This window comes from Vibrio sp. Of7-15 (genome assembly GCF_022347565.1).
Lineage (GTDB): Bacteria > Pseudomonadota > Gammaproteobacteria > Enterobacterales > Vibrionaceae > NORP241.
On the sequence record NZ_JAKRGH010000005.1, the window covers coordinates 174,036 to 194,393 of the forward strand.

Consider the following 20,358-nt stretch of genomic DNA (forward strand, 5'->3'; position numbering starts at 1 on the left):
GACAACCACCTTTCTAACTCTACTTAATCTGAAACATCGCTATAAGTTATTTCTTTTTAGAAATCTATTGATTTAATGGGATATTTAATGAATCGTAAAATTGCGCTAATCACAGGTGTTACTGGCCAAGATGGCTCTTACTTAGCTGAGTTTCTTTTAGAGAAAGGTTACGAGGTTCACGGTATTAAGCGCCGCTCTTCTTCTTTCAATACGGAGCGTGTAGATCATATCTACCAAGATCGCCATGAAGATAATCCTAATTTCTTTCTCCATTATGGTGACCTAACAGATACTTCTAATCTAACGCGCATCTTGAAAGAAGTGCAACCGGATGAAGTTTATAATTTGGGCGCTCAGTCCCATGTTGCAGTCTCCTTTGAGTGTCCAGAATACACGGCAGATGTGGATGCAATTGGTACTTTACGCTTATTAGAGGCTATTCGTTTTCTAGGGATGGAGAAAAAAACCAGGTTTTATCAAGCCTCTACGTCAGAGTTGTATGGTGAAGTGCAAGAAATCCCTCAGCGTGAAACGACGCCTTTTCACCCTCGCTCTCCTTATGCGGTCGCGAAAATGTATGCGTACTGGATTGTGGTGAATTACCGTGAATCTTATGGTATGTATGCATGTAATGGTATTTTATTTAATCATGAATCACCTCGCCGCGGTGAAACATTCGTAACTCGTAAAATTACCCGTGCTATTGCTAATATTTCTCAAGGTTTAGAGACTTGTCTGTATCTTGGTAATATGGATGCGCTTCGTGACTGGGGGCATGCGAAAGATTATGTTCGTATGCAGTGGATGATGCTTCAGCAAGAAGTAGCCGATGATTTTGTTATTGCCACGGGTAAGCAAATTTCAGTTCGTGAGTTTGTTCGTATGACGGCGAAAGAGTTAGGAATTGAACTGGAATTTTCTGGTGAGGGTGTTGATGAAATTGCTACTGTAAAATCTATCACGGGTGAGAGTGCTCAAGCGTTGAATGTTGGCGATGTGGTTGTTCGAGTGGATCCTCGTTATTTCCGCCCTGCTGAAGTGGAAACTTTGTTAGGGGACCCCTCTAAAGCAAAAGCTAAGCTGGGTTGGGAGCCAGAAATTACTGTGGAAGAAATGTGTGCGGAAATGGTTCGCTGTGATTTTGAAAAGGCTAAGCAGCACGCGTTACTTAAAGAGAGTGGTTTCGACGTTTCTATTTCTTTAGAGAGCTAAACAGTTATGTCTACTACGCTAAAACGTGTATTTGTTGCTGGCCACCGTGGTATGGTAGGTTCTGCAATTGTCAGGCAGCTTTCTGTTGAGCCTGGTATTGAAGTGATCACTCGCAATCGTGATGAATTGAATTTGTTGGATACTCAAGCCGTATCTGATTTCTTTTTTGATAATAGTATTGATCAAGTTTATCTAGCTGCTGCTAAGGTAGGGGGGATTGTTGCGAATAACACCTATCCTGCTGAGTTTATCTATGAGAACTTGACTATTCAGAATAATATAATTCACGCGGCTCATATATCCGGTGTTCAGGATTTGCTGTTTTTAGGATCTTCATGCATCTACCCTAAGTTTGCAGAGCAGCCTATGACTGAACAGTCACTATTAACGGGGATACTAGAAGAAACCAATGAGCCTTATGCGATTGCTAAGATTGCCGGGATTAAGATGTGTGAATCATACAACCGCCAGTACGGTCGTAATTATCGTTCTGTGATGCCTACTAATTTGTATGGTGAGAACGACAATTTTCACCCTGAAAATTCGCATGTCATTCCAGCTTTAATCCGCCGTTTTCATGAAGCTAAGTTGGAAAAACAGCCGCAAGTAGTCGCGTGGGGAACGGGTAAGCCTATGCGTGAGTTTCTACATGTGGATGACATGGCGGCGGCTAGTATTCACGTTATGAATTTATCGCAGGATCTCTATCAAGCGAACACTCAACCGATGTTGAGCCACATTAATGTTGGCACAGGTGTTGATTGTACTATTCGTGAATTAGTAGAAACTGTCGCAAAAGTCGTTGGGTATCAAGGAGAAGTTGTTTTTGATACGACTAAGCCAGATGGTACACCACGTAAACTGATGGACGTATCACGTTTAGCTAGATTAGGGTGGTCAGCATCGATTACTTTAGAAAATGGTCTGAGAGATACTTACCAATGGTTTCTAGAAAACCAAAATAACTTCAGAAAGTAATTCTTGCCTAGTTTAAGAGGTGTGCAAGGACAGTACACCTTTTTTCATTTTATATCGTTTACTTGAGCATTTTATGTTTTTAGAGCGAAGCACGTTCTCAACGGTGATTGCAAGTGCGCCTTTAGTTTCTATTGATTTGATGGTAGAAAATGAACAAGGGCAAGTTTTGTTGGGTAAGCGCCTTAATAAGCCTGCTCAGGGATACTGGTTTGTGCCTGGTGGCCGGATTCAAAAGGGTGAGACAATAGAGCAAGCTTTTAAACGTCTGACACTGAATGAATTAGGCAAAAGTTATTCTATTAAGCAAGCTGAGTTAAAAGGGCCGTATACGCACCTTTATGATGATAATGTTTTTGGTGATGCTTTTGGTACACATTATGTGGCTATCGCTTACCATTTGGTTGTGAGCGAAAATGACTTATTATTGCCCATGAATGAACAACATGATACTTATCAGTGGTTTGAGCAAGCCACTCTTCTTGAATCTTCTAATGTACACATACATACAAAATGGTATTTTCAAGGCTAATAAATGTACGTTTAGAAGATAACAATAACGGAATTAATATGATACACCCAATTATTATGGCTGGCGGAACAGGCAGTCGTTTATGGCCTTTATCTCGTGAGCTATACCCAAAGCAGTTTTTGACAATTGCCAATGACCTGTCGATGTTACAACAGACTTTTGCTCGCCTTTCTGGTATTGAGCATCAGGCTCCGATGCTGATTTGTAATGAAGAACATCGCTTTATTGCCGCTGAGCAAGTACGATTAGCTGGCTTCTCTCATTCCGGTATTATTTTAGAGCCAGTTGGCCGTAATACCGCTCCAGCTATTGCTTTGGCTGCCCTTCAAACCTTGAAGGAAGCTGACGGTTCGGATCCTATTTTGCTTGTATTAGCGGCTGATCATCTAATTGAAGATGTGACTGAGTTTGAAGCATCTGTAGCGCAGGCCTTACCCTATGCTGAAGCGGGGCAGTTAGTGACGTTTGGGATCGTTCCGACAGCACCGGAAACTGGCTATGGTTACATCAAAAGCGGTGAGCAGCAAGAAGGCGGTGAGTTAGGCTTTAAGGTGGACAGTTTTGTCGAAAAGCCTGATTTAACTACTGCTGAGTCTTATCTTATCTCAGGTGATTACTACTGGAATAGTGGTATGTTTATGTTTAAAGCGTCGCAATATCTTGCAGAACTTAAGTTGCATCGTCCTGATATTTTAGCCGCATGTGAAAAGGCACTCTCGGGTGCACAAGCAGATATGGACTTTGTGCGTGTTGATAAAGTGCAATTTGAAATGTGTCCAGATGATTCGATTGATTACGCAGTAATGGAAAAAACGCAACACGCGACAGTGGTTCCAATGAATGCAGGTTGGAGTGATGTAGGATCGTGGTCAGCGCTTTGGGAAGTATCTGAAAAAGACAATGATGATAATGTAACCAAAGGCGATGTGATTGCGGTGAACTCGACAGGGAACTACTTACATGCAGACAACAAATTGATTGCAACCGTTGGTGTAGATAACTTGATTGTTGTAGAGACTAAAGACGCAGTATTGGTTGCTGATAAATCTCGAGTGCAAGATGTTAAAACCGTTGTGAATCACTTAAAACAGAGTGATCGTAGTGAGCATAAGTTGCATCGTGAAGTCTACCGTCCTTGGGGTAAATATGATTCGATTGATGTTGGTGAACGAGATCAAGTGAAGCGAATTACGGTGAAGCCGGGTGAAAAGTTGTCTATCCAAATGCACCATCATCGTTCTGAACACTGGATTGTCGTATCAGGCACAGCAAAAGTGACCAATGGCGAAGAAACGATTTTAGTTACAGAAGATCAGTCAACATATATTCCACTTGGCACTATTCATGCTCTTGAAAATCCAGGGAAAATCCCATTGGAGATGATTGAGGTTCAGACGGGGAGCTACTTAGGTGAAGATGATATTGTGCGTTTTGAAGACCGTTACGGTCGCTTGGATGATAAGTAAGAGTATAACATGACAAAATTAACGTGTTTTAAAGCTTATGATATTCGTGGTCAGCTAGGCACAGAGTTGAATGTTGATATTGCGTATCGTATAGGTCGTGCATTTGGTTTACATCTATCACCGGAAGCTGATCAATCTAAAACGGTAGTTGTGGGTGGGGATGTTCGTTTAACTTCAGAAGAGCTTAAGTCAGCTGTAGCTACAGGTTTAATGGATTCTGGTGTGAACGTTATTGATATTGGCGTGACAGGTACCGAAGAAATCTATTTTGCCACCAAAGATCTTGAGCTTGATGGTGGCATTGAAGTAACGGCTAGCCATAATCCAATGGATTACAATGGTATGAAGTTAGTTCGTGAGGAATCCAAGCCAATTAGTGGTGATACAGGGCTACGTGAGATTCAGCGTTTGGCGGAGGAAAATGACTTCCCTGATATTACAGTTCGTGGAACCTTAAACCAAAAATCGAATCTTACTGCTTATGTGGATCATTTAATGACCTATATTGCGCCTGATAATATTCAGCCAATGAAATTGGTGGTGAATTCGGGTAATGGTGCAGCAGGTCACGTGATTGATGAAATTGAAACTCGTTTTCAAGCACTTAATATTCCGATTGAATTTATTAAGGTTCACCATGAGGCAGATGGTAACTTCCCTAATGGTATCCCAAACCCATTATTACCAGAGTGTCGAAGTGATACGGCAAAAGCTGTTATTGAATACAAGGCAGATATGGGGATAGCTTGGGATGGCGATTTTGACCGTTGTTTCTTATTTGATGAGAACGGCGAATTTATCGAAGGATATTATATCGTAGGCTTGCTAGCTGAAGCCTTTCTTCAGAAGCATAAAGGCGCAAAAATTATCCATGATCCTCGTTTAAGCTGGAATACCATTGATATAGTTAAAGCTGCTGGTGGCGTACCTATTATGTCGAAAACGGGCCATGCATTCATCAAAGAGCGTATGCGTCAAGAAGATGCAGTGTATGGCGGAGAAATGAGTGCTCACCACTATTTCCGTGATTTTGCGTATTGTGACTCAGGAATGATCCCGTGGCTGCTAGTGACCGAATTGCTTTCTGTTAAAAAAGTAAAATTGTCGGAACTGGTTAAAGTTCGTATGGCTGCCTATCCATCACCAGGAGAGATTAACCGAAAAGTCAAAGATGCAGATGCAGTGATAGAAAAAGTATTATCTATCTATGAGGAACAAGCTTTAGATATTGATTATACCGATGGTATTAGCCTAGATATGGGCGAGTGGCGCTTCAATTTGCGTAAGTCTAATACTGAGCCGCTATTACGCTTAAATCTCGAAGTAAAACAAAATTCTAGACTAATGGAAGCTAAGACAAATGACCTTTTAGCGATCATGGTTTAATTATCAAATATTGAGTAGAGTAAATCGATGAAAGTATTAGTAACAGGTGGTGCAGGGTTTATAGGCTCTGCTGTCATTCGTCATATTATTAATAGTACTAGTGATTCAGTTGTCAATGTCGATAGCTTAACGTACGCAGGAAACCTTGAGTCTCTTACAGAAATAGATTCTAATTCACGTTACATTTTTGAACATGTTGATATTTGTAATCGTTCAGAGCTGGATCGGGTCTTTTCCGTACATAAGCCTGATGTTGTTATGCACTTGGCAGCTGAATCCCATGTTGACCGTTCTATTGATGGCCCTGCTGCGTTTATTGAAACTAATATTGTAGGCACCTATACCCTTTTAGAATCGGCACGCTTTTATTGGAGTTCCTTAGCGGAAGATAAAAAAAAGCTTTTTCGTTTCCATCACATTTCAACAGATGAAGTTTATGGTGACTTAGAAGGTACGGATGATTTATTTACAGAGACAACGTCATACGAGCCATCAAGTCCATACTCAGCTTCTAAGGCCTCAAGTGATCATTTAGTACGTGCTTGGCAACGGACTTACGGCTTTCCGACGATTGTAACTAATTGCTCAAATAACTATGGGCCTTATCATTTTCCTGAGAAACTTATCCCGTTAATGATTCTTAATGCTTTAGATGGCAAGCAGTTACCTGTCTATGGTAATGGTATGCAAATCCGAGATTGGTTATATGTGGAAGATCATGCCCGGGCTTTATATAAGGTAGTGACGGAGGGTGAAGTTGGGGAAACCTACAATATTGGAGGTCATAATGAAAAAGCCAATATTGATGTTGTTAAGACAATTTGTTCATTGCTCGAGGAGTTAGTGCCTAATAAACCCGAAGGTATTGCCTATTATCAAGACTTAATTACCTATGTAGCAGATCGTCCAGGGCATGATGTTCGTTATGCAATCGACGCGTCAAAAATCGAGCGTGAATTAGGCTGGAAACCAGAGGAAACTTTTGAATCGGGCATTCGTAAAACTGTTAAATGGTATTTGGAAAATAAGCAATGGTGGTCACGTGTCTTAGATGGTTCTTATGCCGGTGAGCGCTTGGGTGTATCAAATGAGGGCGTCAAATAATGAAAGGGATTGTTTTGGCTGGCGGCTCTGGTACACGCTTATACCCATTAACACGTGGAGTATCAAAGCAGCTGTTACCTATTTATGATAAACCAATGGTGTTTTATCCTATCTCAACATTGATGCTTGCCGGTATTAAAGACATTTTAATTATCACTACACCTGAAGATAATGAAGGGTTTAAGCGCTTGCTAGGTGATGGTTCCGATTTTGGTATTAACCTTGAATATGCTATTCAACCCAGTCCTGATGGTTTAGCACAAGCTTTTCTTATTGGGGAGGAGTTTATTGGTAATGACTCCGTTTGCTTAGTGTTAGGCGATAATATCTTTTATGGGCAGTCTTTTTCACAGACATTAAAGAATGCGGCATCCCGTGAATCTGGCGCTACAGTTTTTGGTTATCAAGTAAAAGATCCGGAGCGCTTCGGCGTAGTGGAGTTTGATAGCCGCATGAAGGCAATCTCGATAGAAGAAAAGCCGGAAAAGCCTAAGTCTAATTATGCAGTGACAGGTCTCTATTTTTACGATAATCGTGTTGTTGAATTGGCAAAAAGAGTTAAGCCCTCTCATCGTGGAGAGCTTGAGATTACTACACTTAATGAAATGTACCTTGAGCTGGGTTCTCTAAGTGTTGAATTATTAGGGCGTGGTTTTGCTTGGTTGGATACTGGTACTCATGAAAGTCTCCATGAGGCATCTTCTTTTGTGCAAACCATTGAAAATGTACAGGGCTTAAAGGTTGCTTGTTTAGAAGAGATTGCTTGGCGCAATGGTTGGTTAAGTGACGAAGATGTATTAGCACTTGCAAAGCCAATGATGAAAAATGAATATGGTCAGTACTTGAATCGTCTTGTGAATGAGCGTCAAAAGAAGGCTGTTAACTAATGCGTGTATTGATTACTGGTTGCAATGGTCAGGTTGGCCACTGTCTTGTTACTCAATTATCGAAGAGAGTAAATACGACAGTATTGTCTCTTGATAAACAGCATTTAGATATCACAGACCAAGAGGCAGTGCGCTCTATGGTGCATGAGTTTCAGCCTGAAATTATTATCAATGCTGCAGCCTATACAGCTGTCGATAAAGCGGAAAGTGAAGTTGAGCTTTCTTATGCAATAAATAGAGATGGACCTAAATATCTTGCAAGTGCAGCGCAAGAAGTAGGTGCAGCTATCCTGCATATTTCAACAGATTATGTGTTTGAAGGTAATAAAGTTGGAGAATATTACGAAAGTGATATAACAAGCCCACAAGGAGTTTATGGTGAAAGTAAGCTTGCAGGTGAATTAGCAGTTATAGAAAACTGTGAGCAGCATATTATTCTTCGTACTGCTTGGGTCTTTGGAGAGAATGGTAATAATTTTGTCAAAACCATGTTGCGTTTGGGGACAGATAGAAATGAACTTAGCATTGTCGGTGATCAGTGTGGTGGTCCGACGTACGCGGGAGACATTGCTGCAGCTCTAATACAGATCGCTGAAGCGGTGGTGGCAGAAGGTAGTGTGGAGTATGGTGTTTACCATTTCTCTGGTTTTCCATACGTGAGTTGGTTTGAATTCGCGCAAGCTATTTTTGGCGCAGCAGAAAAGCATAATGTTATCAATCTTCCCCCCAAATTAATTAGTATCGGGACTGCTCAATACCCAACTCCCGCCAAGCGTCCGAGTAACTCAAAGCTAGATATGGATAAAATTAGTAGAGCTTTTTCGATAAAAGCGAGTGACTGGCAGGCAGCATTAGAAAATATTAAAGCTTATACAGGACGATAATATGAAAGTGATAGATACAAGAATTCCTGCTGTAAAAATTATAGAACCAACAGTGTTTGGTGATGAACGTGGCTTTTTTATGGAAACCTGGCAGCAAAAGAAGTTTGAAGAGCTTGTAACGGGTAAGCCAACATCTTTTGTACAAGATAACCATTCAAAATCAAAAAAAGGAATTTTGCGGGGGCTGCATTATCAAACAGAAAACACCCAAGGAAAACTGGTTCGTGTTATCTCTGGTGAAGTGTTTGATGTAGCCGTTGATATAAGGAAAAACTCGCCGACTTACGGCCAATGGGTTGGTGAATTTCTTTCGGCAGATAATAAGCGGCAACTTTGGGTGCCAGAAGGTTTTGCTCATGGTTTTTATGTAACCAGTGATGAAGCTGAATTTGTATATAAGTGTACAGATTATTATAACTCAAGTGCCGAAGTATCAATTGCTTGGGATGATAGTAGTATCGGAGTTGAATGGCCATTCACTCAAGCCCCAACTCTTTCCGAAAAAGACTCGTGTGGTGTTAGCTTACATATGGCTCCTAAGTTGTGATGAAGGTTTGTATTCTACTGGCTGCTTATAATGGCGAGGCTCATATAAAAGATCAATTTGATTCTATCTTAGCGCAGTCGGATGTAGACATTGATCTTTATATTAGTTTAGACCGTTCAACGGATAAATCATTAGAGATAGTTCAAGAATATACGAATAGATATTCGAATATTCATATGCTGGCTTATGGACAATGTTTTGGTAGTGCAGGACGAAACTTTTTTCGTTTACTGTTAGATGTTGATTTTTCTAAATATGATTATGTAAGTTTTGCTGACCAAGATGATATTTGGTTGGAAAATAAGATTCATAGTTCGATTCAATTGATGTTAAAGAATGGTGCTGATGCATATTCTGGCAATGTAACTGCTTTCTGGGAGGATGGTAAAAAGCTACTCATTGCTAAAGATTCTCCTCAATCTGAATTTGACTATTTGTTTGAATCTGCAGGCCCAGGCTGCACATTTGTACTTACAAAATCTTTGGCATTAGATATTAAAAAGGCCTTAAGTAATAAAATACTTGAGTTAGATTCTCTGTGGTTGCATGACTGGTTTTGTTACAGCTTTGCCCGTTCAAATGGATATAATTGGTATATTGGTTCTGAACCGTTAATGCTATATAGACAACATGAGAGTAATGAAGTCGGGGCAAATACTGGCTTTAAGGCTATTGTATCTAGAGTTAAAAAGGTTCTTAGAGGAGATGCTTTCTCTAAGGTCTTAGAACAGGCCGATTTTTTAGAACAGAATGATCTACCTATTCAGATGATAAAAAAAGGGGACTCTTTTAGTTTACTTAAATTAGCATGTATGGGGGCCCGTTGTCGAAGAAAGTGTAATGAAAAAATATACTTTTCAATAGCATTAACTCTTATTTCAATTAGGCGTTTGACTCTATGGAAAGCATAACATTAGTGACAGGAGCCAGTGGTTTTGTTGGTCGAGAGGTTTTAAAGTGTTCTACCTTACTAAAGCCAGTAGTTCGTAGTGGTAAATTAGCTCTTTTTAATTCTGCTTTCCAAATTGATAAACTGGATGGGAAAACGTCTTGGATCGGTGCATTTGAAAATGTTGGTTCAATTATTCACTTAGCGGGGTTAGCTCACTCTAATGTATATGGTAAATTAGATTATCAGAGAGTTAATGTCGATGGTACGCTACATCTTGCAAGAGAAGCCGCCAAAGCTGGAGTTAAGCGCTTTGTATTTGTAAGTTCTATTGGTGTTAATGGTCCCTCTACTAATGCACCATTTTCCTCTAAATCTTCCCCAAGTCCTCATAATATATATGCAGAATCAAAGTACTCTGCGGAGCTTGGGTTGAAGGAAATATCACGTGATACTGGGATGCAGTTAGTAATTATTCGCCCTACTTTAGTTTATGGAGCTAATGCTCCGGGTAATTTTGGTTTGTTATCTAACTTAATAAAAAAGGTTCCGTGTCTGCCATTTGGAATAGTGAATAATAAACGCAACTTCATAGCAGTACAGAACCTTGCTGATTTACTTATTGTTTGTTCGAAACATCCAGATGCTGCTGGTCGTACTTTTTTAGCGTCGGATAGTGGTGGGTCTGTATCTATTAAAACGTTTACTAATGCTGTTGCGAAAGGCTTAGGTAAAAATATTACTCAGTTGCCAGTACCTGTTGCAGTGATGCGGTTTGCCGCGAAGGTGGTGGGTAAGTCTACAATGATTGAGCAATTAGTTGGTAATTTAGAAGTTGATTCTTCTTGCACGCAAGAGGTGCTAGGGTGGAGAGCGCCATATACAATGGAGCAAGCCATGTCTTATATTTCAGTGAGTAAAAAATGATTCGTATTTTAGATTTTTGTATCGCTTTTTTAGGCTTATTATTTCTATGGCCTATTTTACTTATAACAGTAATTTTAGGTTTCTTCGATACTGGTTCTCCTATTTTTGTTCAGAATCGAGTTGGTAGAAATAAACGCTCATTTAAGTTGATAAAGTTTCGAACAATGAAAGTGGAAACAGAATCTGTGGCTAGTCATCTAGCAAGTAACTCTTCGATTACAAAACTAGGCACTTTCCTTCGTAAAACAAAAATAGATGAGTTGCCACAACTGGTTAATGTGTTGAAAGGGGAAATGAGTTTAGTCGGTCCTCGTCCAAATCTTTTTAATCAAGAGGAGCTAATTAAAGAGCGTGATGCATTAGGTGTATATGGTGTTTTACCTGGTATTACTGGCTTGTCCCAAGTACAAAATATAGATATGTCTACCCCTAAGTTACTAGCTAGAACGGATAAGAAAATGATTGATACATTAAATTTGAAAAACTATTTCAAGTATATAGTCATGACAGCTACGGGCAGTGGCTCTGGTGATGCAGTGAAGAGTAAATAGGTTTATTGTATTTTCACTATGTACTCCTTTTTTCAAAAAAGAAGGTTCTCAGATTTGCTAATGTGAATCTTGTTGGTGGGAATGTTAATATTTTAAAACTAAAAGTACTAACTTTCGCTAATTATAGAAGTAGTTATGGAACATCTAAATTTTTTTTGGTCTCTTCCTCGTATTTATAAACGCCTGATTAGCCTGGCAATAGATACACTTTTTATCTCCATTGCATTCTGGATCGCTTACTGGGTTCGGTTGGGTAATATGGAACCCTTTAATGATCAAGAAAGTTGGTATGTATTTTCTGGTACTTTAACTATTTCCTTACTTGTATTTACTCGTCTAGGCCTATATCGGGCAATACTACGATACTTAACTTTCCATGCGCTATTTGTTGTATCACTTGGAGCGTTAATTTCAGCGGTTTCAGTTGCTCTACTGTCGTATTACTTTAGTGCTAATGTGCCTCGTACAGTACCTATTATCTATGGTGCTTTTTTATGCTTATTATGTGGCGGCTCACGATTAATTGTTCGAGTTTTAGTGGCAAAATCTTATGCAAAGGGAATGGAGTCAGTTATTATTTATGGTGCAGGAAGTTCCGGTAGGCAGCTTGCGCTTGCGCTCAGGCATAGTGAAGCATATAAGGTTCAAGCATTTATAGATAGTGATCCAACCTTAAAAAGTACTATTATTCAAGGTCTGTCAGTTTATTCTCCTAATAAGCTAGAAGGGATTATTCACAAGCGTAATGTTCATAAGGTTTTACTTGCTTTACCAAGCGCTAGTAGGGCTGAACGAAAACAAATTATTGATAGTTTAGTTCCTTTTCCTGTTGAAGTACTTACAGTCCCGAGTATGAGTGATATTGTCAGTGGTAATGCCAGTATTGATGAACTACGTGATGTTCCGATCGAAGATTTGTTGGGGCGAGACTCGGTTGCTCCTCAGCAGGTTTTGATGGAAGCGAATATTCGAGATAAAGTTGTCATGGTCACTGGAGCAGGAGGCTCTATTGGTTCCGAATTATGTCGGCAGATTGTCAATCAACAACCTAAAAAGCTAGTATTGTTTGAGTTATCTGAATATGGTCTTTACCAAATAGATAAAGAGTTATCTGAATATGTTATTCAAAACGATTTGGATATAGAAATCGTTCCTCTTTTAGGATCTGTACAACGTAAACATCGACTAACTGCGGTTATGCAAAGCTTTCAAATACAAACCTTGTATCATGCTGCTGCTTACAAACATGTGCCTTTAGTTGAGTATAATGTTGTTGAAGGTGTTCGTAATAACATTTACGGAACTTATTATACAGCTCAGGCTGCTATTGAAGCAGGAGTTGAGTCTTTTGTTCTTATCTCTACAGATAAAGCAGTACGGCCAACAAATGTAATGGGGACAACCAAACGAATGGCTGAGTTGGCCTTGCAAGCATTAGCAGCGGAAAATACTGCAACTCGCTTTTGCATGGTTCGATTTGGTAATGTGCTAGGATCATCTGGCTCGGTGATACCATTATTTAAACGCCAAATTGCAGAAGGTGGACCAATTACAGTCACTCACCCAGATATTATCCGCTATTTCATGACAATACCTGAAGCCGCGCAGTTAGTTATACAGGCTGGTGCTATGGGTAAAGGTGGTGATGTTTTTGTATTGGATATGGGGGAGCCTGTTAGAATTATCGATTTAGCTGAAAATCTCATTCAGTTATCTGGTTTGGAAGTAAAGTCTGAAGATAATCCTCATGGTGATATTGAAATCCAATGTACAGGTTTACGCCCAGGTGAGAAGCTGTTTGAAGAGCTATTGATTGGAGACAATGTAGGAAAAACAGCTCACGAACGAATTATGACTGCCAATGAGAGCTTTTTATCTTATGAAGAATATGAAGAAGTTTTAGCTAGGTTAGATCAAGCTTGTCATGAGTTTGATCATGAAGAAATTAGGAGTATTTTATTAGATACGCCAACTGGTTTTAACCCTAGTGATGGAATAGGCGATTTAGTTTGGAAAGAAGCAGGAAAACAAGCTTCTGAAATTTGCCAAGATACTTCAGCTAAGGCAGGTTAAAGAGCAAGGAAAGCTATGCTCTTCTTTCTTATTGATTTCTCAAAATGCCACCGTCTAGATTTAGAATTATTGAAGGAATTATGGTGTTTTGGAAGGCCATTGCAAAATGGCCTTCCAAGAAGGCTGATGATATTACTTCCTCAACCACTTTTTGGGGTTTTGAGCTTTACTGTTTCTTCTGATCTCAAAGTACAGTGAGGGTTGATCTTGTCCGCCAGTATCACCTGCCAATGCAATGGTTTCACCTGCTTGCACTAGCTCACCTTCTTGTTTCATGAGGCTTTGGTTGTAACCATAGAGTGTCATGTCGCCTTTTCCGTGGTCAATAAGCAACAACAGGCCATAACCTCGCAAATAATCTGCGAACACTACTTTTCCAGAATAAACCGCTTTTACGGGTTTTCCATAATCACTGCTTAACACCATCCCTTTCCAGGTTAAACGGCCTGTTTGCTTAGTGCCAAAGTTGTGCAGTGTTTTGCCTGAGAGTGGCCAGATCAACTTGCCTTTTCTTTTTCCTAGCCCATCCATTGGCACTTTTTGTACTGCCGGGATTTTGGCTGCTTTTGCAATTTCTGTTTTTAAGCGTTTTTCATTTTGCTGTAATTCATTTAGGTAGGAATTATCATCAGAGATGTTTTTCTTAATGCTTGAGACGGTTTTTTTACGTTTACTCTGAGCTGTTAATAGCTTATTTTTTTCTTTTTTACGTTTGGCAAGTAGAGCATTTTGTTCTGATTTCTTGTGAGTAAGACTTTGTTCTTTTTCTTTTAATTGTTCAGTTAAGGAGTCTAGCTCTGCAACAATAGCGACTCGTGCTTTGGCTAGATGACCAGAATACTGGTTCATTCTCTCCATTGTGGTTACATCGTTCCCACTTAGAACATTTGCCAAGTTGTTATTGCGTTGGGTGAGGTAGTGGGTTGTTAGTAACTCTTTTAGTAGTTCAAGTTGCCCTAAACGTTGTTGCTCTAATTCTTGTTGTTGTTGTTGAAGATCCGAGATCGTTGCGTTGACATTACGTAGGTTTGCTTCTGCGGTGCGGATTTGTTTGGCTGTGGACGAAATCGCCAGCTCTTGTTTTTTTAGATCACCTTGCAATTTATTTAGTTGTTTCTTTTTACTGCTTAGCTGATCTTGTTGACGTGAAATTTCTTGTTTTACACCGCTGAGCTCTGCATCTGCTGCATAACTTGGGTTGTGGACGGTTGCAAATAGAAGGCATAACAAAGCGCCAGTGCGTTTGGCACTGGCGCGGATAGAACTTGGTAGGTTTATAATCGTATCCCGCATAGGGGAAGATTATTTCAGATTGAACAGCACCTGACCAGTCATCTCTGCAGGGATTTTCGTATCTGTTAGCTCAAGCATGGTTGGTGCTAAATCAGACAGCTTACCGCCTTCTTTTAATTCTAACTCTTTGTTACCTACATAAATCAGAGGAACAGGAAGGTTAGTATGTGCAGTGTGAACGCCACCCGTCTCAGGGTTGATCATCATTTCTGCGTTACCGTGATCCGCTGTGATCAGCAGTTGGCCGTCAACTTCGTTAATGGCATCAACGACTTTACCGATGCACTCATCGAGGGCTTCACACGCTTTAACTGCTGCCTCGTAAACACCTGTGTGGCCAACCATATCGCCATTCGGGTAGTTACAAACAATGGTGTCGTACTTACCAGATTTGATGGCAGCAACCAGTTTTTCAGTTAACTCTGGTGCGCTCATTTCAGGTTGTAGATCGTAAGTTGCTACTTTTGGAGACGCTACTAGTTGACGCTCTTCACCTTCGAATTCGTCTTCAATACCGCCATTGAAGAAGAAAGTAACGTGTGCGTATTTTTCTGTTTCAGAGATGCGTAACTGCGTTTTACCTTCTTTAGATAGCCACTCACCGTACGTGTTCTCTAAAGATGCAGGTGGGAAGGCACACAGAAGAGGAATGTCTGCTGCGTATTGAGTCAGCATCACAAAATCAACGGCTGGGAATACGTTACGCTCAAAACCTGCGAAGTCAGTTACGAAAGCACGAGTGATTTCACGAGCACGGTCAGCACGGTAGTTCATGAAAATCACCGCATCGCCATCAACGACCGCTGCAGATTCTTGGCCTTCTGCTTGGATTGCAGTGGCTTGAACAAACTCATCGTTTTCATCACGAGAGTACGCAGCTTCAAGGCCAGCAACGGCAGTATCAAACGTAAATTCTGCTTTTGCTTCGGTTAATAATTCGTAAGATTTTTGTACGCGATCCCAGTTGTTATCGCGATCCATTGCGTAGTAGCGGCCGATAAGAGAAGCCACACGACCTTTGCCTAATTTAGCAAAGAGATCTTGGAAGCGTTGCAGTGAGTTTTCCGCGCTGCGTGGTGGCGTGTCACGGCCGTCTAGGAAGCAGTGTAGGTAGATTTTTTCCGCGCCGCGCTCAGCTGCCATTTCAACAGCAGCATAGATGTGATCTTCATGAGAGTGAACGCCACCTGGTGACATAAGGCCCATGATGTGAACCGCTTTGCCAGCGTTGATGGCTTTGTCCATGGCAGCAACAAGCACTTCAGTTTGTTGGAATTCACCATCAGCGATAGATTTCGTGATGCGAGTTAAGTCTTGGTATACAACACGACCAGCACCAATGTTTGTGTGACCTACTTCGGAGTTACCCATTTGACCATCAGGTAAACCAACATCCATACCAGACGCTGAAATTAGCGTATTTGGATTGTTAGCAATTAAGCCATCCATTACTGGTGTTTTTGCATTTGCAATTGCATTGTCTTGGTTGTCTTCACGGTGACCGTAACCGTCAAGAATCACTAGAGCCATAGGCTTCTTAGCTGACATAGTGTGACCTCTCGTCAAATCAAATAGTAATCAAAAATCTAAATTAGCGTAATTTTACTACACTTTTTAGCTTAAACAGTAGGGTAAGATCAAACAAAGTGAGCAACTGTTTGTTACCTTTTTACAAAAATAGACTTAACAAACTGTTTAAAGTTTACTACCAACTGGTGTTTTGTGTGGTCTTGAATGTGATTCTTAGCAGGAATATGGCTTTTTTTGAGGCGAAAACAGAGTGAAGCAAGGCGGGTTATTACCTTTTGTCGCTGTACTTGCCAACGTGCTTCGGTATACTCAGAATCCTTTATTTTAGGCCATAGCGTATAGAGCGGAAGATATGCAACAGTACATTGAGTTTTTTACACAGAACCCGATTCTTTCTTTAGTTTGGGTTGGTATTTTAGCTGCTTTGATTATGTCCATCGTTAAGCAAAAAACGGCTGGTTACAAAGAGATCACTCCAGCAGAAACGACTCAGTTAATGAATCGTGAAGATGGCATTGTGGTTGATATTCGCAGCAAAGATGAATTCAAAGGTGGGCATATTGCGGGCGCAGTTCACATTTTGCCAAGTGAAATTAAAGAAGAAAAGTTCGGTGAGCTTGAAAAAAGCAAAGCAACCCCAATTATCGTAGTATGTAAGACAGGCCAGACAGCGCAAGAGAGTGCTAACCTGCTAAACAAAGCGGGCTTTGAAAACGTAAACCTTCTTAAAAATGGCCTAGTGTCTTGGAATGAAGCCAATATGCCTTTGGTTCGTGGTAAGAAAAAATAACGCCACACTAGAAGTAAACGAATAAAAAGTCAGCGAACAATCGGATTTGGTGTGATTTCCTACACGTAATCAGGTGATCACCCATGCAGGTTTTATTAGCTAAGCTAACCTGTAGCCAATTAATTTACTCTAATTACAAGGATTTTAGCGTTATGGCTGAAGCAGCAACTCAAGAGAACCAACAGAACTTTGCAATTCAACGTATCTTTCTTAAAGACGTGTCTTTCGAAGCACCGAACTCACCAAACATGTTCCAAAAAGAGTGGAACCCAGATGTTAAGCTGGATCTAGACACGCAAAGTCGTGAACTGGGCGAAGGTGTTTACGAAGTGGTTCTTCGTCTAACAGTAACAGTGAAAAACGAAGAAGAAACGGCATTCCTATGTGAAGTTCAACAAGGTGGTATCTTCACAGTTGGTAACATGGAAGCACCACAACTTGCGCATTGCCTAGGTGCATTCTGCCCGAACATCCTATTCCCATACGCACGTGAAACAATTTCTAGCCTAGTTGTTAAAGGTACGTTCCCACAACTGAACCTTGCGCCAGTTAACTTTGATGCTTTGTTCATGAACTACCTACAAAACCAAACTCAAGAAAACGGTGAAGCACAGCCAGAAGCGTAATTGCTAGGTTGCTACCGATAAGCGAATAACGAGTATTTATGACCACTCACGCAGACTATTCTGACATTACCATGACGGTATTAGGTGCTGGCTCTTATGGCACCTCTTTAGCGATTTCATTGGCGCGTAATGGTGCTAAGGTGCTTCTTTGGGGCCATGAGCCAGAGCATATGAACAAGCTTGAGAGCGATCGTTCTAATGAAGCGTTTTTACCTGGTATTGATTTTCCGCCTTCTTTAATCATGACCTCTGATCTGGAGCAAGCGGTTCAAGCAAGCCAAGATTTATTGGTGGTAGTGCCAAGCCATGTATTTGGTGAAGTGCTTACAAATGTAAAGCCTTTTCTTCGTTCAGATTCTCGTATCTGTTGGGCAACCAAGGGGTTAGAGCCTGAAACAGGTCGCTTGCTAAAAGAAGTGGCAAAAGAAGCGTTGGGTGAGCAATATTCGTTAGCTGTTCTTTCTGGACCTACGTTTGCTAAAGAGCTGGCTTCAGGTATGCCGACAGCCATTTCTGTTGCTTCTCCAGATAGTCAGTTTGTGCGCGATCTGCAAGATAAAATCCATTGCAGCAAAACGTTCCGCGTGTATGCCAATAATGACTTTACGGGCATGCAGTTGGGCGGTGCGGTTAAAAACGTTATTGCGATTGGTGCGGGTATGTCTGACGGTATTGGTTTTGGTGCTAATGCAAGAACGGCACTCATTACTCGTGGTCTTGCTGAAATGTGCCGTTTAGGTGCCGCGCTTGGTGCACAAACGGAAACCTTTATGGGGATGGCTGGTCTTGGTGATTTGGTGCTGACGTGTACTGATAACCAATCTCGTAATCGCCGTTTTGGTTTGGCGCTTGGTCAGGGCAAAGATGTTGATACAGCACAAACGGAAATTGGTCAGGTAGTTGAAGGTTACCGTAACACCAAAGAAGTGTGGTTATTAGCTGAGCGTATGGGCGTGGAAATGCCGATTGTTGAGCAAATTTATCAAGTACTGTATCAAGATAAAGACGTGCGTTTAGCGGCACAAGATTTATTGGCTCGCGATAAAAAAGACGAATCAGTGTAAATTGTGTTGTGGATTGATATTAAAAATGCGGGCGATGAGTCCGCATTTTTGTTTTTATCAATAATTCAGAGTAGATTATAAAGAGCGATAATATCCCAGACGGAATTTGGGTTCGTGTCGAATGATTAAAATAATAAAACATAAGCAATGAAGAGATAACAAGGATTACTGACAGTGAAGGAATGCCGAAAACATAAAGTCTGGCAAGCCATTGTTCGGGAAGCGAGAGAGCAATCTGAACAAGAGCCTATGTTAGCCAGTTTTTACCACGCTACTATCATCAAGCACGATACCTTAGCTGCGGCGCTGAGTTATATTCTCGCGAATAAATTAGCCACTGCTTCTATGCCAGCTATGGCCGTCCGTGAAATTGTTGAAGAAGCGTTTGGATCGGATTGTTCGATTACGGATTCAGCGGCATGTGATATTTGTGCGACAGTGAATCGAGATCCTGCGGTGGCGATGTACTCTATTCCTTTACTGTATCTTAAAGGCTATCACGCCCTACAAGGTTATCGGGTCGCAAACTGGCTGTGGAAGCAAGGACGTATTGCCTTAGCAACCTATTTTCAGAATCAAATCTCAGTGGCCTGCCACGTGGATGTGCACCCTGCTGCAAAGATAGGTAAAGGGATCATGTTTGATCACGCAACAGGTATTGTGATCGGTGAAACGGCGGTGGTTGAAGATGATGTTTCCATCTTACAAGACGTGACTTTAGGTGGTACGGGTAAAGAGTGCGGCGATCGTCACCCTAAGATCCGAGAAGGTGTCATGATTGGAGCCGGTGCGAAAATTTTAGGAAACATTGAAGTAGGAGAGGGAGCGAAAATTGGTTCGTGCTCTGTGGTGCTTCAAGCTGTTCCTCCGCATACAACAGTAGCTGGTGTGCCAGCAAAAATTGTTGGTCGTCCTAGTACTGATAAGCCATCGCTTGATATGGACCAGCAGTTTAACGGGCGATCCCAAACCTTCATTGGCGGCGATGGGATTTAAAATGACCAATTAGGTATGTTTTAACCGCTCAAGAAGCAGAGCACGAGTTTGTTGCTCTGCTTAAGATCTTTTTATACCGCGCCGTTAAAACCCATTTGTCGCCATGCTTCAAACGAAATAATAGCCACTGCATTTGATAAATTCAGGCTGCGGCTGTCTGGCATCATTGGAATACGAATGCGTTGTTCCATTGGTAAGCTTTCAATTAAGTCTGCTGGCAGGCCACGGGTTTCTGGGCCAAACAGCAGTACATCACCTTGTTCAAACTTAGCGTCTGTATGATGGCCTGTTGTTTTGGTTGTGCAGGCGAAAATACGGCGTCCTTCGACGTATTGAAGAAATGATGCAAAATCTTTATGGCGTTTTACATGGGTGAGATCATGATAGTCCAATCCAGCTCGGCGCAGCTTCTTTTCTTCTAAATCAAATCCTAATGGTTCAATTAAGTGAAGTCTCGCACCACAGTTGGCCGATAGGCGGATAATGTTACCGGTATTAGGTGCAATCTCTGGCTCGTATAGGGCAATATCAAACATAATCATCATCTTGGTAAGTATGGTGGCGCTATTATACCCAAGTCATTATAAATTGCAGAGGCTCGCTGAGATCGGTTTGGATCTCAGCGA

20 protein-coding genes are annotated in these 20,358 nt (G+C 41.1%); 17 read left to right on the top strand and 3 right to left on the bottom strand.

Annotated features, from left to right (window positions below):
• The first annotated feature begins 87 nt into the window (after positions 1 to 87).
• The 13 genes from gmd to MHO82_RS08340 all read left to right on the top strand — a co-directional run bounded on the left by gmd (position 88) and on the right by MHO82_RS08340 (position 13,433).
• Positions 88 to 1,212 carry a GDP-mannose 4,6-dehydratase gene (gene gmd / locus MHO82_RS08280; RefSeq protein WP_239183403.1) on the top strand — a complete coding sequence of 375 codons (1,125 nt, stop codon included), beginning with the start codon at positions 88 to 90 and terminating at the stop codon, positions 1,210 to 1,212.
• A gap of 6 nt (positions 1,213 to 1,218) precedes the next feature.
• Positions 1,219 to 2,190, top strand: coding sequence for a GDP-L-fucose synthase (locus tag MHO82_RS08285; RefSeq protein WP_239183404.1), 972 nt, complete (start codon positions 1,219 to 1,221; stop codon positions 2,188 to 2,190).
• Between the two features lie 73 nt (positions 2,191 to 2,263).
• Positions 2,264 to 2,719, top strand: a complete 456-nt coding sequence (locus MHO82_RS08290; RefSeq protein ID WP_239183405.1) for a GDP-mannose mannosyl hydrolase — start codon at positions 2,264 to 2,266, stop codon at positions 2,717 to 2,719.
• Between the two features lie 38 nt (positions 2,720 to 2,757).
• Positions 2,758 to 4,185 carry a mannose-1-phosphate guanylyltransferase/mannose-6-phosphate isomerase gene (locus tag MHO82_RS08295; protein ID WP_239183406.1) on the top strand — a complete coding sequence of 476 codons (1,428 nt, stop codon included), beginning with the start codon at positions 2,758 to 2,760 and terminating at the stop codon, positions 4,183 to 4,185.
• A gap of 9 nt (positions 4,186 to 4,194) precedes the next feature.
• The gene (locus tag MHO82_RS08300; protein WP_239183407.1) at positions 4,195 to 5,571 is read left to right on the top strand and encodes a phosphomannomutase CpsG; all 1,377 of its coding nucleotides are present in this window, start codon (positions 4,195 to 4,197) and stop codon (positions 5,569 to 5,571) included.
• Between the two features lie 27 nt (positions 5,572 to 5,598).
• Positions 5,599 to 6,675, top strand: a complete 1,077-nt coding sequence (gene rfbB, locus MHO82_RS08305) for a dTDP-glucose 4,6-dehydratase (protein ID WP_239183408.1) — start codon at positions 5,599 to 5,601, stop codon at positions 6,673 to 6,675.
• Entirely contained in the window at positions 6,675 to 7,562 is an 888-nt protein-coding gene (rfbA, locus tag MHO82_RS08310; RefSeq protein WP_239183409.1) for a glucose-1-phosphate thymidylyltransferase RfbA, read from the top strand. The genes rfbB and rfbA overlap by 1 nt, the downstream gene beginning before the upstream one ends.
• Positions 7,562 to 8,446, top strand: coding sequence for a dTDP-4-dehydrorhamnose reductase (gene rfbD, locus MHO82_RS08315; protein ID WP_239183410.1), 885 nt, complete (start codon positions 7,562 to 7,564; stop codon positions 8,444 to 8,446). The genes rfbA and rfbD overlap by 1 nt, the downstream gene beginning before the upstream one ends.
• Before the next feature lies 1 nt (position 8,447).
• Complete coding sequence (gene rfbC, locus MHO82_RS08320; RefSeq protein WP_239183411.1) at positions 8,448 to 8,993, top strand: dTDP-4-dehydrorhamnose 3,5-epimerase; 546 nt, start codon at positions 8,448 to 8,450, stop codon at positions 8,991 to 8,993.
• The gene (locus tag MHO82_RS08325) at positions 8,993 to 9,904 is read left to right on the top strand and encodes a glycosyltransferase (RefSeq protein ID WP_239183412.1); all 912 of its coding nucleotides are present in this window, start codon (positions 8,993 to 8,995) and stop codon (positions 9,902 to 9,904) included. Before rfbC ends, MHO82_RS08325 begins: the two co-directional genes overlap by 1 nt.
• Positions 9,892 to 10,809 carry an NAD-dependent epimerase/dehydratase family protein gene (locus MHO82_RS08330; RefSeq protein WP_239183413.1) on the top strand — a complete coding sequence of 306 codons (918 nt, stop codon included), beginning with the start codon at positions 9,892 to 9,894 and terminating at the stop codon, positions 10,807 to 10,809. The genes MHO82_RS08325 and MHO82_RS08330 overlap by 13 nt, the downstream gene beginning before the upstream one ends.
• Complete coding sequence (locus MHO82_RS08335; protein WP_239183414.1) at positions 10,806 to 11,360, top strand: sugar transferase; 555 nt, start codon at positions 10,806 to 10,808, stop codon at positions 11,358 to 11,360. Before MHO82_RS08330 ends, MHO82_RS08335 begins: the two co-directional genes overlap by 4 nt.
• Before the next feature lie 135 nt (positions 11,361 to 11,495).
• Complete coding sequence (locus MHO82_RS08340) at positions 11,496 to 13,433, top strand: nucleoside-diphosphate sugar epimerase/dehydratase (RefSeq protein WP_239183415.1); 1,938 nt, start codon at positions 11,496 to 11,498, stop codon at positions 13,431 to 13,433.
• Positions 13,434 to 13,565: 132 nt separating this feature from the next.
• Here the strand turns inward: MHO82_RS08340 and MHO82_RS08345 are convergent, their stop codons facing one another.
• On the bottom strand, positions 13,566 to 14,726 hold the full coding sequence (locus MHO82_RS08345; protein ID WP_239183416.1) for a peptidoglycan DD-metalloendopeptidase family protein: 1,161 nt from the start codon (positions 14,724 to 14,726) through the stop codon (positions 13,566 to 13,568).
• A 9-nt stretch (positions 14,727 to 14,735) separates the two neighbouring features.
• Positions 14,736 to 16,274, bottom strand: coding sequence for a 2,3-bisphosphoglycerate-independent phosphoglycerate mutase (gene gpmM / locus MHO82_RS08350; RefSeq protein ID WP_239183417.1), 1,539 nt, complete (start codon positions 16,272 to 16,274; stop codon positions 14,736 to 14,738).
• Positions 16,275 to 16,608: 334 nt separating this feature from the next.
• Here gpmM and MHO82_RS08355 point away from each other — a divergent pair, with 334 nt between their 5' ends.
• From MHO82_RS08355 to cysE, 4 genes are all read left to right on the top strand, one after another.
• Entirely contained in the window at positions 16,609 to 17,046 is a 438-nt protein-coding gene (locus MHO82_RS08355; RefSeq protein WP_239183418.1) for a rhodanese-like domain-containing protein, read from the top strand.
• 152 nt (positions 17,047 to 17,198) lie between these two features.
• Positions 17,199 to 17,672 carry a protein-export chaperone SecB gene (gene secB / locus MHO82_RS08360; protein WP_239183419.1) on the top strand — a complete coding sequence of 158 codons (474 nt, stop codon included), beginning with the start codon at positions 17,199 to 17,201 and terminating at the stop codon, positions 17,670 to 17,672.
• Positions 17,673 to 17,710: 38 nt separating this feature from the next.
• Positions 17,711 to 18,736: an NAD(P)H-dependent glycerol-3-phosphate dehydrogenase gene (gpsA, locus tag MHO82_RS08365; protein ID WP_239183420.1), complete on the top strand. Its 1,026-nt coding sequence runs from the start codon at positions 17,711 to 17,713 to the stop codon at positions 18,734 to 18,736.
• A 174-nt stretch (positions 18,737 to 18,910) separates the two neighbouring features.
• Positions 18,911 to 19,732 carry a serine O-acetyltransferase gene (gene cysE / locus MHO82_RS08370; protein ID WP_239183421.1) on the top strand — a complete coding sequence of 274 codons (822 nt, stop codon included), beginning with the start codon at positions 18,911 to 18,913 and terminating at the stop codon, positions 19,730 to 19,732.
• Between the two features lie 71 nt (positions 19,733 to 19,803).
• Here the strand turns inward: cysE and trmL are convergent, their stop codons facing one another.
• Positions 19,804 to 20,268 carry a tRNA (uridine(34)/cytosine(34)/5-carboxymethylaminomethyluridine(34)-2'-O)-methyltransferase TrmL gene (gene trmL / locus MHO82_RS08375; protein ID WP_239183422.1) on the bottom strand — a complete coding sequence of 155 codons (465 nt, stop codon included), beginning with the start codon at positions 20,266 to 20,268 and terminating at the stop codon, positions 19,804 to 19,806.
• Between the last annotated feature and the right edge of the window lie 90 nt (positions 20,269 to 20,358).

Coding starts and splice junctions, on each gene's coding strand:
- MHO82_RS08330 (WP_239183413.1), top strand. CDS start 9,892: ATGGAAAGCATAACATTAGTGACAGGAGCCAGTGGTTTTGTTGGTCGA.
- gpsA (WP_239183420.1), top strand. CDS start 17,711: ATGACCACTCACGCAGACTATTCTGACATTACCATGACGGTATTAGGT.
- MHO82_RS08335 (WP_239183414.1), top strand. CDS start 10,806: ATGATTCGTATTTTAGATTTTTGTATCGCTTTTTTAGGCTTATTATTT.
- MHO82_RS08290 (WP_239183405.1), top strand. CDS start 2,264: ATGTTTTTAGAGCGAAGCACGTTCTCAACGGTGATTGCAAGTGCGCCT.
- rfbB (WP_239183408.1), top strand. CDS start 5,599: ATGAAAGTATTAGTAACAGGTGGTGCAGGGTTTATAGGCTCTGCTGTC.
- rfbD (WP_239183410.1), top strand. CDS start 7,562: ATGCGTGTATTGATTACTGGTTGCAATGGTCAGGTTGGCCACTGTCTT.
- gmd (WP_239183403.1), top strand. CDS start 88: ATGAATCGTAAAATTGCGCTAATCACAGGTGTTACTGGCCAAGATGGC.
- gpmM (WP_239183417.1), bottom strand. CDS start 16,274: ATGTCAGCTAAGAAGCCTATGGCTCTAGTGATTCTTGACGGTTACGGT.
- MHO82_RS08300 (WP_239183407.1), top strand. CDS start 4,195: ATGACAAAATTAACGTGTTTTAAAGCTTATGATATTCGTGGTCAGCTA.
- MHO82_RS08355 (WP_239183418.1), top strand. CDS start 16,609: ATGCAACAGTACATTGAGTTTTTTACACAGAACCCGATTCTTTCTTTA.
- MHO82_RS08340 (WP_239183415.1), top strand. CDS start 11,496: ATGGAACATCTAAATTTTTTTTGGTCTCTTCCTCGTATTTATAAACGC.
- trmL (WP_239183422.1), bottom strand. CDS start 20,268: ATGTTTGATATTGCCCTATACGAGCCAGAGATTGCACCTAATACCGGT.
- MHO82_RS08345 (WP_239183416.1), bottom strand. CDS start 14,726: ATGCGGGATACGATTATAAACCTACCAAGTTCTATCCGCGCCAGTGCC.
- secB (WP_239183419.1), top strand. CDS start 17,199: ATGGCTGAAGCAGCAACTCAAGAGAACCAACAGAACTTTGCAATTCAA.
- rfbC (WP_239183411.1), top strand. CDS start 8,448: ATGAAAGTGATAGATACAAGAATTCCTGCTGTAAAAATTATAGAACCA.
- MHO82_RS08295 (WP_239183406.1), top strand. CDS start 2,758: ATGATACACCCAATTATTATGGCTGGCGGAACAGGCAGTCGTTTATGG.
- MHO82_RS08285 (WP_239183404.1), top strand. CDS start 1,219: ATGTCTACTACGCTAAAACGTGTATTTGTTGCTGGCCACCGTGGTATG.
- MHO82_RS08325 (WP_239183412.1), top strand. CDS start 8,993: ATGAAGGTTTGTATTCTACTGGCTGCTTATAATGGCGAGGCTCATATA.
- rfbA (WP_239183409.1), top strand. CDS start 6,675: ATGAAAGGGATTGTTTTGGCTGGCGGCTCTGGTACACGCTTATACCCA.